Source organism: uncultured Marinobacter sp., from assembly GCF_913055835.1.
Lineage (GTDB): Bacteria > Pseudomonadota > Gammaproteobacteria > Pseudomonadales > Oleiphilaceae > Marinobacter.
The window spans coordinates 47,595-62,062 of sequence record NZ_CAJXKQ010000007.1; the positions used below are offsets into that span (position 1 = coordinate 47,595).

The 14,468-nt window shown below is 57.4% G+C and carries 12 protein-coding genes; 6 read left to right on the plus strand and 6 right to left on the minus strand.

The genetic code is table 11. The features are described 5' to 3' along the window. Window positions 1–241 precede the first annotated feature (241 nt). From QZ534_RS06060 to QZ534_RS06080, 5 genes are all read left to right on the plus strand, one after another. Window positions 242–901: a GntR family transcriptional regulator gene (locus QZ534_RS06060; RefSeq protein ID WP_296932652.1), complete on the plus strand. Its 660-nt coding sequence runs from the start codon at window positions 242–244 to the stop codon at window positions 899–901. A 322-nt stretch (window positions 902–1,223) separates the two neighbouring features. Next, window positions 1,224–2,246: a DUF6160 family protein gene (locus QZ534_RS06065; protein WP_296932655.1), complete on the plus strand. Its 1,023-nt coding sequence runs from the start codon at window positions 1,224–1,226 to the stop codon at window positions 2,244–2,246. Between the two features lie 65 nt (window positions 2,247–2,311). Further along, window positions 2,312–3,370 (plus strand): lysylphosphatidylglycerol synthase transmembrane domain-containing protein, encoded by a 1,059-nt coding sequence (locus QZ534_RS06070; protein WP_296932660.1) that lies wholly within the window; start codon window positions 2,312–2,314, stop codon window positions 3,368–3,370. After that, the gene (locus QZ534_RS06075) at window positions 3,367–5,610 is read left to right on the plus strand and encodes a glycosyltransferase (RefSeq protein WP_296932663.1); all 2,244 of its coding nucleotides are present in this window, start codon (window positions 3,367–3,369) and stop codon (window positions 5,608–5,610) included. Before QZ534_RS06070 ends, QZ534_RS06075 begins: the two co-directional genes overlap by 4 nt. 120 nt (window positions 5,611–5,730) lie before the next feature. Then, a complete protein-coding gene (locus tag QZ534_RS06080) occupies window positions 5,731–6,678 on the plus strand; it encodes a DUF523 and DUF1722 domain-containing protein (protein WP_296932667.1) in 948 nt (315 codons plus the stop codon). Between the two features lie 51 nt (window positions 6,679–6,729). Here the strand turns inward: QZ534_RS06080 and QZ534_RS06085 are convergent, their stop codons facing one another. The 3 genes from QZ534_RS06085 to QZ534_RS06095 all read right to left on the minus strand — a co-directional run bounded on the left by QZ534_RS06085 (window position 6,730) and on the right by QZ534_RS06095 (window position 9,378). Further along, a complete protein-coding gene (locus tag QZ534_RS06085; protein WP_296932670.1) occupies window positions 6,730–7,461 on the minus strand; it encodes a YdiY family protein in 732 nt (243 codons plus the stop codon). A gap of 21 nt (window positions 7,462–7,482) precedes the next feature. After that, the gene (locus tag QZ534_RS06090) at window positions 7,483–8,502 is read right to left on the minus strand and encodes a rhodanese-related sulfurtransferase (protein ID WP_296932673.1); all 1,020 of its coding nucleotides are present in this window, start codon (window positions 8,500–8,502) and stop codon (window positions 7,483–7,485) included. A 144-nt stretch (window positions 8,503–8,646) separates the two neighbouring features. Then, window positions 8,647–9,378 (minus strand): thioredoxin domain-containing protein, encoded by a 732-nt coding sequence (locus QZ534_RS06095; RefSeq protein ID WP_296932675.1) that lies wholly within the window; start codon window positions 9,376–9,378, stop codon window positions 8,647–8,649. 126 nt (window positions 9,379–9,504) lie between these two features. On the opposite strand from QZ534_RS06095, the gene QZ534_RS06100 reads away from it, so the two are divergent. Continuing rightward, the gene (locus QZ534_RS06100) at window positions 9,505–10,479 is read left to right on the plus strand and encodes a nitronate monooxygenase family protein (protein ID WP_296932678.1); all 975 of its coding nucleotides are present in this window, start codon (window positions 9,505–9,507) and stop codon (window positions 10,477–10,479) included. Here QZ534_RS06100 and QZ534_RS06105 read toward each other — a convergent pair. The 3 genes from QZ534_RS06105 to QZ534_RS06115 all read right to left on the minus strand — a co-directional run bounded on the left by QZ534_RS06105 (window position 10,476) and on the right by QZ534_RS06115 (window position 14,467). Continuing rightward, on the minus strand, window positions 10,476–12,416 hold the full coding sequence (locus tag QZ534_RS06105) for a methyl-accepting chemotaxis protein (RefSeq protein ID WP_296932681.1): 1,941 nt from the start codon (window positions 12,414–12,416) through the stop codon (window positions 10,476–10,478). The two genes, QZ534_RS06100 and QZ534_RS06105, sit on opposite strands and share 4 nt — an antisense overlap. A 127-nt stretch (window positions 12,417–12,543) precedes the next feature. Continuing rightward, entirely contained in the window at window positions 12,544–14,025 is a 1,482-nt protein-coding gene (locus tag QZ534_RS06110) for a DUF5666 domain-containing protein (protein WP_296932684.1), read from the minus strand. A gap of 40 nt (window positions 14,026–14,065) precedes the next feature. After that, window positions 14,066–14,467, minus strand: a complete 402-nt coding sequence (locus QZ534_RS06115) for a hypothetical protein (protein WP_296932687.1) — start codon at window positions 14,465–14,467, stop codon at window positions 14,066–14,068. Between the last annotated feature and the right edge of the window lies 1 nt (window position 14,468).

Consider the following 14,468-nt stretch of genomic DNA (forward strand, 5'->3'; position numbering starts at 1 on the left):
ATCGAATGCGTTTTGGTGAAACTCTGATCATCTGTTGTTTTTTTGCATTATTGTCCTACAATACATCAGTCGTCAATGAATCGAGAGGAGTTTTTTTGACAATTGTCAGGAACCCCCGGCGGATCAAGGCGTTGTGGCTGCCAGACTCAGAGGCTGTGATAAACTCATGCGCACACTTTCCCACCCCGGACGGATCACCGCAGCAGCCGGCCGGTTTTTACGACCTGTTCAGAGAGCCTTTATGGATTTTCAGGTGCCCAACACTCTGGCCGAGCAGATTGCCAACTACCTGGCCGAGCGGATCATGACCGGGCAGATTCGACCCGGTGAGCGGATTCAGGAAGCTACACTGGCCGGTGAATTGAAGGTCAGTCGTGCGTCGGTGAAGGAAGCCCTGTACACCCTGGAGCGCTGGCATCTGGTGGAGATCACGCCGCGCAAGGGGGCTTCGGCAACCCGGCTGGACGCGGCCCACGCATCCGAGCTTTACGATGTGTATATGCACTTGTTGATGATGATGGCGGTGCGCTTGTGCGAGCGCTGGCAGGAGGGTGATAAGCCGCTGTTGCTTGGGGCGGTGAGCAAGGCTGTTGAAAAGACCAACGATGGCTCTGCCGACATAGCCGGTGTGGTTGAGGCGAGTTTTGATGTGATGGATGCCTGTTGTGAGGTGGTGGGGAATCCTTATCTCACGGAGGCTTTGTCGAATTTCAAGCCGGCGGTCAGTCGGGCCTATTATCTGAGCGCGGATCGGTATCGGCGGGATCTGGCGCAGACCAGTGAGTTTTTTGCCAATCTGCCGCAGGCGGTGCTGGCACGGGATTCTGATAAGGCGCAGGCGTTGATTCGGGACTTTGCGGAGCACCAGAAGTCTCTCATTCAGCAGGCTTTGGCTTCGTAGTCCAAGTATCGCCCTTCAACTTTTGGTGCATGCAAATCGGTCGGGAGGTCCTCCCAAAACACGCTGTGAATACGTCCATGTACGCTTGGCTCCGCCATCCCTGGCTCCGCACAGTTTTGGGAGGACCTCCCGCCCGCTTTGCTCCATCCTCTCCAGTGACCTCCCTGTGACAGGGCTCACAGATCTTTCTCCCTCTCCCGCTTATCGTAACAGTCTGTAACAAACCAAAGTTTTTGCTGCATAGGTTGTGCTGTCCCCCTGCGGCCCGGGTAGTGCTTAACGCTCCCCGCTAAAAACAATAAACCAGACTTTTGGGGCCACCATGACTCAGTCACTAGCCTGTCGTCGAAACACCACGTCTTCCGCTCTCTCGCTGTGGGTGCTTGCGCTCTCCCTTCCATTGCCAGCTATGGCGGAGTTCCGGCCGCTGGATGATGGAGCGCTGTCTGGTGTAACCGGTCAGGCGGGTGTGACGATTGAGCTGGAGACCAAGCTCAGCATTGATCGGTTCAGCTGGATTGATGAGGGTTCGTTGAATGTGAACGGGCTGAGGTTATCCGGGAAGGACGATACGGTACTGGATAACATGAAACTGACCATTGATATTGCCGGCGATGGGGAGGTGCTGGAGCACGGATTTTCGGAGATTGCCCGGCGAGCCGATGCGGATTTGTTGGACCTGAATGATCCGGATGTGGCCGATGCTCAGGCGAAGTATTCCGTCGCGGGCTCTTTTGGCAAGCAGTTCGAGAGTGGCGATCTGGTGATGCACCTGGGTGCGACGGATTATGGTGATCCGAGCAGCCTGGATGATTATCTGCAGGCAGTGGATTTTGAGCTGGCGGTGGACAGTGTGACCACCTCAGGTAGCGAGGGCTCGGCCACGCTGTTCTCAGATATCCTGCTGCAGGGGCATATCGGGCCCACAGATCTTGTGATTACCAACGAAGGAACCGCTACTCGCACACTGGCCAACGGCAACGAGGTGTCCGGCTCTGAACTGCAACTGGATACCCATTTCGAGATTACCAACGGTAGCCTGAACTGGGATGCGGCGGATGTGATTCTGCTGTTCAACTTTGCCGCGGTTGGTATTGAGGGCTTGCAGATTCATAACCGGCGGGGCGATGACACGCTGGGGCATTTCGGTATGGCAAGTGCCACCGCAAAACTGTCCCGGGGCACGAGTGCCGCCTCAGGCAACGAAGGGCTTTCGGTGCATGATGTTGAGTTCCGGGCGGATATTGATATGCCGGTCTTCAAGGTTGGCGGCACCAGCATTGGCAGCGTTCAGTTCACGGACTTTGCCATCACTAACACCACCATGATGGTGTATGGCCACTAGCCGGACACTGGACACCGACCACACCCTACCCTGTAAACTGCCCGTCTCACTCTGACGGGCAGCCCATGACTGACTCCACGGACATCCACTATTCGAAGCGCGCCTCGGGAAAAAGGCTGGCAATGTTCAGTCTGCTGTTTCTGGCGCTCACTGCTGCCGGGCTGTATGCCGTTTACGATCTGTTTGCCGAACGCACTATTACCTTCGATACCAGGCTGATCGCGCCGGGCACGCTTTTATCGGTGGCGGGCCTGTTGCTGGTTTATTTTACTTCGGATGGCCTTCGGCTATATTTCACCCTGAGAGCCTTGGGACACCGGCTTCCCCTGCCGGCTATGGTCCGTCTCGTGTTTATCAATCTGTTCTTCTCCAACATCACGCCCATGGCTACCGGGGGCGGTTTCGCCCAGATCTGGTTTCTGAGCCACCATGGTGTGCCAGTGGGGCGGGCAACGGCCGCGACCACCATCCGGACGATCCTGGCGGTACTGTTTATTTTCTCGCTGACGCCGGTGTTCCTGCTCACACTCAGGCCCCTGGACGGCAATTCTATTACCGGCGATATCGGCACTGCGCTGGCCGTTCTGATTGTGCTGTACCTGGGCTTTTTCCTGGTGCTGCTGTTCCGGACCCGTTGGCTGATCGGCCCATTGACCCGTTTGTTGAGAGCAGCGCGCCGGTTTCACCTGATCAGTGAACGTCGCCACCAGCGTTGGCAGTTCAAGGCGCGCCGGGAGATGCTTCGGCTGTCGCGCAGTTTTGGCGATTATCTGCGGGGCGCGCCGGTGTTCGTCTGGTTGTCCGTCCTGTTCACCGCCATTTTTCTACTGAGTCTGTTCAGTTTCCCGGCGCTTTTGATGCACAGCCTGGACTACAGTGTTGACTATGTACTGTCGGTCGGTCTTCTGGTCGTAACGACCTTCGTTATGTATTTCTCACCCACACCCGGTGCGTCCGGTATCTCGGAGGGTGTTTTCGGGAGTTTCTTCCGGGATATCCTCTCCGGAAACCATCTGATTCTGGTGATCGTCGGCTGGCGCCTGTTGACCATCTACCTGGGCATGATCATCGGTCTGGTGGTGCTGCAGAGGGAACTCGTTGCCAATCGCAGGAGAGCAGGATGATTTTCCGCAATCCCCTAAAGCTGCTGTTTTACCTCTGCCTGCTGGTGGTGGTTCTGCTGGTTGGCTACAAAACCTATCTGAATCTCTTCACGGAGGATTTCGAAGGGGTTCATACCGAGCAGGTGGAGCAGATTTATCGTCAGCTTGAACCCGGCCAGCCGTTCAGCTTTGCGGTGGTAGGCAACATCAACAACTCGGTAGGGATTTTCGAAGACCGCATCATTCCGGAACTGAATCGCTCGGGGCTCGACTTTCTGGTCTCGGCGGGTAATGCGGTCAGTGGCGGCGGCGAGGACAAATACCGGGCCCTCTACGGGACCCTGAGCCATCTGGAGATACCCTACCTGCTGACCTTCGGCGCCCATGAGTATGAGGATTTTGGCAGCTTCCGGTTCTACGACCATTTCGGCCCGCACTTCTTCAGCATCGAGGCGGGCAACAGCCGGCTTATCTTCCTGGACAGCACCGGCAAAACGCCATGGCGATGGCAGATCCGCTGGCTGAAAGATCTGCTGGCCCAGGACAGCTCCCGGGCCCGGATTCTCTTTGTTGGCCATCCTCCACTGCACCCGGACGAAAATGCGCCCTTTGATCAGAAAGACGATTACCTGGCGCCACCCGAATTCCGGGACGCACTGCTACAGGCCATCGAAGAGCACGACGTTGACCGGGTCTTTTCCGCCAATCTCTCGCTCTATGCAGAGGAGCAGGTAGGAGATACCACCTTCGTGACCACCGGCGGCGCGGGTGGACTGGTGATGAACAATGACACCAGTTTCTATCACTATGTGCGGGTGAATGTGGACGCCAATGGCGAGGTAAGCCACAGTCTCCAACGCCTGGAAGTGGGCCAGCACCCGATCCTGAAGCGGCTGGAAAGCCTGTGGTTCTTTATCTACTCGTTGTTCTACACTGGGTATCTGAACTTTATTCTGATCGTCGCGGTGTTTGCGGCCATTGCCATCAAGCTGTACGGCGCCATTTTCATCGGCAAGGATTATTACCCGGATTACGATCTGGACCCGGCCCCCTGGCTCGAAAAGCCGATGCGGGTGGCGATGTTCACCAACAACTACCTGCCCTTCATCGGCGGCGTGCCGATTTCCATTGAGCGCCTGCGCCGCGGTCTGGAAGCGCTTGGCGACAAACTTCTTGTGGTGGCGCCCCGTTACAAGGGCCAGCCCGAGGCCGAACCCCACGTGCTGCGGGTGCCCTCACTACTGGCCATGGGAGAAAAGCGCGAATTCCGGCTGGCCAACATCTTCCTGGGCCGGATCCGCAAGCGGGTCCGGGCGTTCAAACCGGATATTATCCACCTGCATCATCCGTTCTGGCTGGGATCACTCGGCCTGTTCGTGGCGCGTACCCTCAGGATACCGGCTATCTATACCTACCATACCCGGCTGGAGCATTATGCCCACTTTGTGCCTCTGCCAGGCATGCTGTTCCGGAACCTGATCTCCCACGCCCTGATCAAGCGCTTTGCCAACAAGTGCGAAGGGGTGATCGTTCCCACCTACTCCACCGAGGAATACCTGCGCATGATCGGGGTGAAAACACCGACATTCGTGCAGCCGACAGGCATCGAATACCACAAATTCCAGGAGGTTCAGGAGGCGGATGTTGAGGTTCTGCGGGAGAAGCTGCAGCTCAGTAACGAGAAAGTGTTTGTCAGCGTTTCCCGGCTGTCGAACGAGAAGAACATCGACTTCATGATTGAGGCGGTCGATGCCCTCAGGCGGGAAACCGACGTGCCCTTCCGGTTCCTGATGATTGGTGATGGCCACCAGAAGGACCGCTTGCAGAAGAAAATCGACGATCTGGGACTTCAACAACACTTCACCCTGGTCGGCGCCGTTCCGCCGGACGAAATGGCCACGTGGTACCGGCTTGGTGATGCCTTCCTGTTTGCCTCGATATCTGAAACCCAGGGCATGGTAGTCCTAGAGGCCATGGCAGCCGGATTGCCGGTGGTTGCTGTTCGCTCCAGTGGTATCGAGGATGTGGTTCGCCACGGATTCAATGGCTTCAAGACGCCGGAGAAACAGGACCAGTGGCGGGCGCAGGTTAAAAAACTGCTGGAAGACGATGAACTGCGCGACAAGCTTTCCGCCCAGGCCCTGGAGTTCGCCGGGGACTACTCTGTGGAGCAGTTCGCCAGTGACGTTCGCACCATTTACGCCACTACCCTGGCCATGTTTGCCAAGAAACGGAAAGGAGCGGGGCATCAAGCCGAATAGGTAGGGTTACGGTTTCCCCGGCGAACCTGATCGGGCTAGACTCAATTCACGTATTGCAAAGACAGTTTTCATCATCGGACCGAGTTGATAATCGGACTGACCTTTTGATCGGAGAATAACGTGAGCGGTATCCTTGTCGGAATCAGCACCTGCCTGCTGGGAAAGGAAGTTCGCCATGATGGCGGTCACAAGCATTCCCGCTACTGCACCCGGGTGCTCTCGAAGCATTTTGATTTCCGTTCCATCTGCCCGGAACTGGAAGCCGGCCTGGGCGTGCCCCGCCCCGCCATTCACCTGCGCGAGTACAGTGATGGCCTGCGACTGATTGAAACCAAAGGCGCAGCGGATCATACCGACGCCATGCAGGGCTTTATCGACCAGATCATGCCCACCCTGGCCGACCTGCGCGGTTACATCCTGATGGCGAAGTCACCCAGCTGTGGCATGGAGCGGATCAAGATCCATAACGAGGAAGGCAACGTGACCCGCCGCGATGGCCGGGGCATGTTTGCCGAGGCGCTCCTGAAGGCCTACCCGCTGATGCCGGTGGAGGAGGAAGGTCGCCTCAACGACGACATGATCCGGGAGAACTTCATTGAGCGGGTGTTTGCCTACGACGACTGGATGCAGAACGTCGCCGGCGACCAGCTCTCCGCCAGGGCACTCATTGAATTTCACACCCGCCACAAGTTCCAGCTTCTGGCCCACTCCGAACGGATTTACCGCCAGCTCGGCCCGATGCTGGGGGACCTGAAATCCGAACCACTGGAAGACATTGCAGAGCGCTACATCCACCTGTTCATGGACGCCATGAGCAAGAAGGTGAGCCGAGGCTCACACATGAATGCCATGCAGCACCTGATGGGTTACCTGCGGGATTCCATGGGCGAGGAAGACCGCAAGGTGCTGATGGAGCAGATGGAGGCGTATCGTCGGGGTGAGGTGCCGCTTGTGGTGCCGATGACCTTGCTGCGCATGGCCCAGCGCAGGGAGCCGGTGGATTACCTGCACGCCCAGCAGTATCTGACGCCCTATCCCGATGAACTGGGGCTGCGGAACAACGTTTGAAGCTAAAGTCGGGGTCAGATGAACATTTCATCTGACCCCGAATTCACGCCGTTAAAAGCCGTATAGAAGCGAGAGGGAGGTTTCGGTATCGGTGTTTTCTGAGCCGGCCGGAGCATCAGACACATGTTTGACTCGGAACGCGGCCTTCATGGAGAGATTGCCCACCACATTTGCCTGCAGTGATGTTTCCGATTCGGTTACGGTGTTGTTTTCATCCAGGCCAATTTCCGTGCTCAGCTTCTGACGGAACAGGGAGTTTTCCGACAGGGCGTAATCGAACTGGCCGGCCAGGCGGGCAATGGCCTCTTCCTCGGTATCCTCACCCTCGGCATTCACCATTTCCAGCTTGTTGTAGCGGTAACCGCCACCAACGGAGAGATCGAGAAACGAGCGATCACCCGAGCTCCAGACACGATGACCGTAACCCGTAGTTACGGTGGATTCGAAATCATAGCCGGAGAAGCGATCGTCCTCATAAGAGCCCCGGAGAAACCAGTACTGGTTTTCGGCGAACTTGTAGTCTGTTTCCAGGGCTGCCTGGTATTTTTCGGCGGTGGTCTGGTCGTCGGTCTCGGAATAGTTGGTCCGGAAATCACCAGTGTTGCGCCAGGTTTCGACTTCATGGACCAGCCCCAGGCGACCCTTGATGTTGGTCTCTTCGGTATTGCCCGAGGTGATCAACACACCCAGCTCGGTTTCACCCTTCCAGTTGTCTGCCTCCTGCGCACTGGCAAAGGGCGCGATAACAACTGCGGTAATGGCTACAGCCTGTCGTAAATCCATGAAGTCTCCTTTCCGGGTTGGTCAGGCCCTCTCGGTGCTGCTCGCCCTTTCGCCCTCGAGGCTTTTCCGGGCCTGACGTTCTCTTTCAGCCTTTTTCCGGGCCTTGCGCTCGGCAATGATGCGCGCAGCTTCTCCGCCCACGTGGGCCTCGCCCCGCTCCTCCGCCAGGCGCATCTGGCGTTCACGCTCGGCAAACCGGGCTTTCTGCTCTTCGGTCAGCGAATCGATGCACTGGTGGCAACTCACACCCTGCTCGTACTCGGGGCGCTGCTTGTCTTCCTCGGTGATCGGCCTGCGGCAGGCATGGCACTGGTCATAATCGCCGCGCTCCAGCCGGTGGTTGACCGTTACCCTGTCATCAAACACAAAGCACTCTCCGTGCCACAGGCTCTGCTCTTCCGGCACCTCTTCCAGGTATTTCAGGATGCCGCCCTTGAGGTGATAGACCTCCTCGAAACCCTGCTCTTTCAGATACGCAGTAGATTTCTCGCAACGGATACCGCCGGTACAGAACATGGCCACCTTCTTGTGCTTGGAAGGATCCAGGTTCTGCTTCACGTATTCCGGAAACTCCCGGAAAGTGTCGGTGGCCGGATTGACGGCATTCTTGAAGGTGCCAATCTCCACTTCGTACTGGTTGCGGGTATCCACCAGCACCACCTCCGGATCGGAAATCAGATCGTTCCAGGCCTTTGGTTCCACATACGTGCCGACAATACGCTTCGGATCGATACCGTCCACACCCATGGTGACGATTTCTTTCTTCAGCTTCACTTTGGTGCGCTTGAATGGCTGGATGTCCACAAAGGACTCTTTGTAATCAATGCCGTCGAACCGCTCGTCGCTGGCAATCCAGGCTTTCACGGCATCAATGCCTTCACGGCTGCCGGCAATGGTGCCGTTAATGCCTTCGCGCGCCAGCAGCAAAGTGCCGTGCACGTCTTTCTCAAGCATCAGGTCCAGCAGCGGCTGACGGAGGGATTTGTAATCATTCAGCACTGCGAACTTGTACAGTGCGCAGACAACAACGTTGTTGCTCATCATTTTCTCCTGCGGGCCGGATCGTAAATCCGGAGCATGGTTTTGGAACTGGTTGAAAGTATCAAAGGCCTGAGCCTGAGAGGGCGCAAATTTTAACCAACTCAGGCTCACGATCAAGTGCGGGGTTACCCGGGGCTCAAAGCGTCAGTCCGCCTCATTGGCCAGTTCGCGCTCAACGACGGCGGAAAGTTGGCCCCAGCCAGGACGTGTCAGGCGGATGTTGTCGACCAGAACCGTGGGCGTACTGGTGACTCTTAGCTGCATAGCGACCTGGCGGCTCTGCTCAACAGCTTCGCGGTGCAATTCTGTAGTCATGCACCGGCGGAAGCGCCGCTCTTCCAGGCCCAGGTCGCCCGCGTACCGGGTGAAGGTGGCAACCGGATCGTTCGAGCCGCTCCACTCGGTCTGGGAATCGTACAGGCGATCGTGCATGGACCAGTAGGCGTCCTGGTCGCCGGCGCAACGGGCGGCCTGGGCGGCCGGCATAGCATTCTGGTGCTGCTGCAATGGGAGATCAAAGTAGACAAACCGAACCTTGCCAGCATCCACGTATTCCTCTTTCAGCTGCTTGCTGGCAGAGGAAAAGTTGCCGCAGGCGGGGCACTGGTAATCGGCAAATTCACGCACCACCACGGGGGCATCTTCAGGACCGACAGAAATGCCGTACTGGTCCAGCTGTGCAGGAAAATCATCGGCATTGGGCGCGGCGACGGGCAGTTCGTCAGAGGTTGGCTCGGGTGCGGCGGTCAGGAAAAAGACACCGAGAAGCACTGCCGCCAGAACCAGCAGACCAATACCGGCATACAGCGGCTTGTTGGAATTTGGTTTTCGGGGAGGCGGTGCACCGGTTTCCTTGCGACGTTTTGCTTCACCCATGAAGGGACTCCTTATTGTGTTTCTGGTTTCCGGATTTAATTAGGTCGCGACCGTTTTCAGATCGTGCGTGGCACGCTAAGATCCTTTATATCCTACAAAAGTTCCAACAAAAATTAAGGAATCCTCATGCCGTTGCCCGCTTCCCTGAAAGACACTCTCTCACTGCCCCTGGTGGCCGCACCCATGTTCCTGATCTCTGGCCCGGAACTGGCGCTTGCCTGCTGCAAGCAGGGCATCGTTGGCAGTTTCCCGGCCCTGAACCAGCGCACCAGCGAAGGCTTTGAAGACTGGCTGATCCAGATGAATGACGAGCTGGCCGATTTCCAGAGCGCCAACCCGGGGGTTAAAACCGCACCTTACGCCGTGAACCTGATTGTGCACCGGACCAATCCCCGCTGGCAGGCGGATCTGGAACTGTGCGTTAAACACAAGGTGCCCATCATCATTACCTCCCTGGGCGCCGCCAGCCAGGTGGTGGAGGCGGTGCACAGCTACGGCGGTGTGGTGTTCCATGACGTGACCAACCAGAAGCATGCCCGCAAGGCAGCGGAGGCGGGGGTTGACGGAATCATCGCCGTGGCGGCCGGTGCCGGTGGCCATGCGGGCACCATCAACCCGATTGTTCTGGTGCATGAAATCCGGGAAGTCTTCGATGGTACGATTCTGCTGGCCGGCGGGCTGTCCCATGGGGAAGACCTTCTGGCGGCCCAGGCTCTGGGCGCAGACCTGGCCTACCTGGGCACCCGTTTTATCAACACGTTCGAATCCCAGGCAGACGAAGCCTACCGGAACATGATCATCGAGGCGGTGTCTGGCGACATTATTCATACACCGGCGGTATCCGGTGTGCCCGCTAGCTTCATGCGCCAGAGCCTGGAAGCGGCCGGCTTCCCCATGGATAAATTGAACCAGGCCGGCGAAATCAACTACGGGGAAAAGCTGAAGCCCATTGATGATGAAGCCAAGGCCTGGAAAACCGTATGGTCCGCCGGCCAGGGCGTCAGCCAGATCCACGACGTGCTCACCGTCCCGGACCTGGTGAGCCGTCTGACCAACGAATACAGAAGCGCCCGGGAACGCCTGTTATCGACAGGTTCCTAAACCTGGAACTGTGAGGCTTTGTCCTTCAACGAGGTCAGTGTCCGGGCAATCTGGCCGCTGGCCTCGTCGGAGCGCTCAATGGCCTCCACCGTCTGGCGGGAGGAGCCTGCGATATCGCTTACGCTCACACTGACTTCACTGGCATGCCGGCCCTGCTCTTCCGCCACGGATGAAATGGCCATGGCCCGATCCTGAAGGCTGCTCAGCAACTGGTTGATCCGGTCGAAATGCTCATCGGCCCGACGGAACTCCGAAGAGGATTCCGCGACCTGTCCCGACACCTCGCCAATGGCACTGACCGCCTGTCGGCTGCCCTGCTGAAGTCGTTCGATGATGGACTGGATTTCGGTGGTGGATTCCTGGGTCCGGCTCGCCAGAGTCCGGACCTCATCGGCCACCACGGCAAAGCCCCGCCCTGATTCCCCGGCGCGAGCGGCCTCGATGGCGGCGTTGAGCGCCAGCAGATTAGTCTGCTCCGCGATGGCGCCGATTACCGAGAGCACCGATCCGATTTCCTTGCTCTGGTGGTCAAGCTGATTGACCGCTTCCACCGCCTGTTCAACATTGCGGACTACCTGATCCAACCGGTTCCGGACTTCCCGGGAAATGCCCGCGGTGGCCTCACTCTCCGAACTAACGTTGCTGACTGACCCCGCGATATCCTGGATGTTTTCAGCCACCTCGGAAATACTCCGGGACATGGCGTCCATGGTACCGGACACCTCGGCCACCTCCTGCTCCTGACGATTCACGGCCGCCACCGCACTGCGACTGATATCCCCCTGAGCCTGGGCCTGGCCAGCGGCCGATTCGGCCGACTCCTTGACGTCGGAAACCAGCTCCTGGATACGGGCGATGAACCGGTTTACACCCTGGGCCATCTCGGTGAGCTCATCCTTACCTTTCATGGAGACCCGGCGGGTGAGATCGGCCTCGCCATCGGCGATACCCCAGATCGCCGAGCTCAACCGGAACACCCGGGGCAACAGCCCGCCACCCAGCACCAGGGCCACCAACAGAATCAGAACCACCACGGAACCGATGGCCAGCATACTGAGATTGGCGGAGAGGCTTGAGGCCTCGGCATTCAACGCTTCTACCGTGCTCTGAATTCTGGAGCGGGTGTCTGAATCCATGCCCGCCAGCTGCTGCTGAAGGCGCTGGTTTACCTGTTCGGTTTCTGCCTCCAGGGTGTCACGAAGCGCATCGATACTGCCTGTGATCGTCGCGCTGAATTCTTCTTCCAGAGCGGCCAGGTCCTGATTAATGCCTTCGAGGGACAATCCGAGCTTTAACTGGCCAATGGCGGAACCCTGAGGTGCAATATCAGCGGTAACGATGACCACGTTGGGGTCACGACTTGCCGCATCCAGGACCTTGTTTGCCGCACCACGGCCTTCCCCCTGCTCCATTAAGGTGCGTACCCGGTCGTCGGTGCGATCCACGTAACGGGTCAGTCGATCACCGTACTGGTCGTAATAAACTGCGAACAAAACCGATTCACGAGCGTCGGCCAGTTCCACAAGATCGGTAAGACGGGGAACGTCACGGTCCCATATCAGCGGAGCCGCAACGGCAGCCAACACGTCCGCCAGGCCCTGGGCTTCGGCCATGACGGCGGTTCGAACATTGCCGGCAACGCGTTCCTGTTGCTCAGTCTGCTGACGGGTGAGTTCAGCGGAGAGTTCCTCGGTGGTCTTCTGCCGCATGGTCTCCAGGCGGGTCCGGACATCCTCCCGGGTGTCCCCGAAGGAGGCACTGACCTGTTGGCTGCTGGCCTCAAGGGCAGACCCTGCGGTGTTGACCAGGCGCTCCACCTGACCGGAAATCAGCCACTGGCTGACCAGTACCTGAACCAGGCCGGCAACCACCAGAACAATGAATACCGGTCGAAGAAGGCGGCTTGAGATCAGCCGCCTGATAAAACTGAGTGACATACGGACTCCGCTAGAATGTGTGCTTCATGCATCCTGCTCAGTCGGTAACAGCGTCCCTGCGAAGCGTGTCCGTATGTATAGCAAAACCCGGGCCGCAGTGGGCCGCATTTATGTACGGGTTTTGTAGTTAATCGTCATCGTTTTCCTCAAGCTCGATTTCGCCGATCACTAATCCTGTACCGACAAACTCGTACTCCACTTCCACTTTTGGCCTTTCGCCTGCATCAACAAGCCCTTGTAGCTCACTTCGCAGAGTGTCGAACTCGGTATTCGTAGTGATGAACAGGTCCACTCCCAAAACCTGAATCCGGTCGTTCACCATTTCCGAGATTCGACCGGTTAGCTCGAATCCTCCATCAGGCGACTCATCATCACGCTCGATTTTCAGAGCCTCAAGATAAATGGTGCCGTCACTACCTACGCGCTCTATCCCTTCGATTTCCAGCTCACGCGGCAACGCCAGATCGCTCAGCGAAAGGCGGGATTCGTCATCATCATCGGTGATGATCGTCAGTGGAGTGACCTGCACAAGAACACCACCGACTCTGAACTGACCGGCCGGTAAGTCGACTTCCTGGGCCGGACCGCCCTTGAACTCAGAATCCGCTTCGCGTAGCTCGATTTCGTCAGCAGTCACCGAACCGTCAGACTCGAAATCGCCTTCGACCTGAATGAGCAGTCCCTGGACCAGATCATTGGGACCAGAGAGTCCATCGAACTCCGTTTCATTCGTAACCTGCACCGAAATACCATTAACCGTGACAACCCCGTTTGCCGGGTTGTACGCATTAGAGATGGGGCCCACAAACTCGATATCATCCTCAGTGCCCGGACTGTAACGGCGAGAATCGTCAGGTCTGATTTCGTCTGCCATCAAGACACTATCGACCATGTAACCTTCCACTTCTACAGCAAGGTCGACCGCCAAGTTAGATAGATCCAGTCCATCAGGCGCTGCACCCGAGTAATCGACGAGCTGTGACCCGATCCGAAGCTCGGAGTCAGACAGTTCGTCAATAACTCCCTCTAGCTCAACCTTATCCTGATCATCAAAGACATCTCGGTTCTGGTCTGTCCGCAGCCCGATGTAACTGGCACGGAACTCTCCATTGGGAAGACGCCATCCCGACATCCGCACAAAGTCGCCATCAGCAAGATTTTCTACCAGCGTGCCTTTCACCACGGTTTGAGAATCAATTCTTACGGTCTGGCCAAGAATCTGAACCGCTGCTGTTTTGCTCACAACGTCCCAAGGACTCAAGACCTGCATCGTGCCACGCAGGGTATCGTCATACTCGACGGTATCCGCATCTCCTAGTCCCGTGTCTCGCCATTCACCATCCACTCTCAGGATCATACCGACAACAAGGCGAGATTCCTGATTGATCCCATCATCACCGACGACAGCCCGATCCGTACTGAACTCCACACCATTAACAAACACACTCCCGAACCCGGAAACCGGCCCTACGCTGGACCCTGTGCCCCGTATACCACCATCGGCAACATCCAGGCCTCCACCACCCGCGCCTCCGCAGGCGGAAATCGCACCAAAGGCCACCGTACCGGCTGCCAGCCCGAAAACACGATTGCGGAGTTGCCGTTTCATTGTGTTCGTCTCCCTCACCGGCATTCCTGGCCGGTTTTTGTTAAATAGCATCGTTGAAGCGCCTGCGCGGCATTTCATCTTCGAATTCAGAAACCTGGTCGCCTCGGGCTTCGGTTGGAAGCCGGGGCTGCGAGGGCGCATAAACACTGCGTCTCAGCATGAGGTAACCGCTGTCCAGCGGTTCGACGACACCTTTACGGAGCAATTCGTTCAGAACCACTGTGGGGGCAAAATCAGGGTCGGTCGCTTGCACCAGATTGCTGAATGAATTCGTTGCGTGACTATCCATTAACAGCATGACAGGGTCGTGATGCTCATCGAGAAACTCTTTGGAGCTGATCCAGGAACGAATCACCTGCCGGGACGATGCGGAAAGTATTGTGCTTGCAAGCTCCGTGGGCTCCCAGCGACAAATAATGTTCGGCTGCCTCCTGAAACTCATA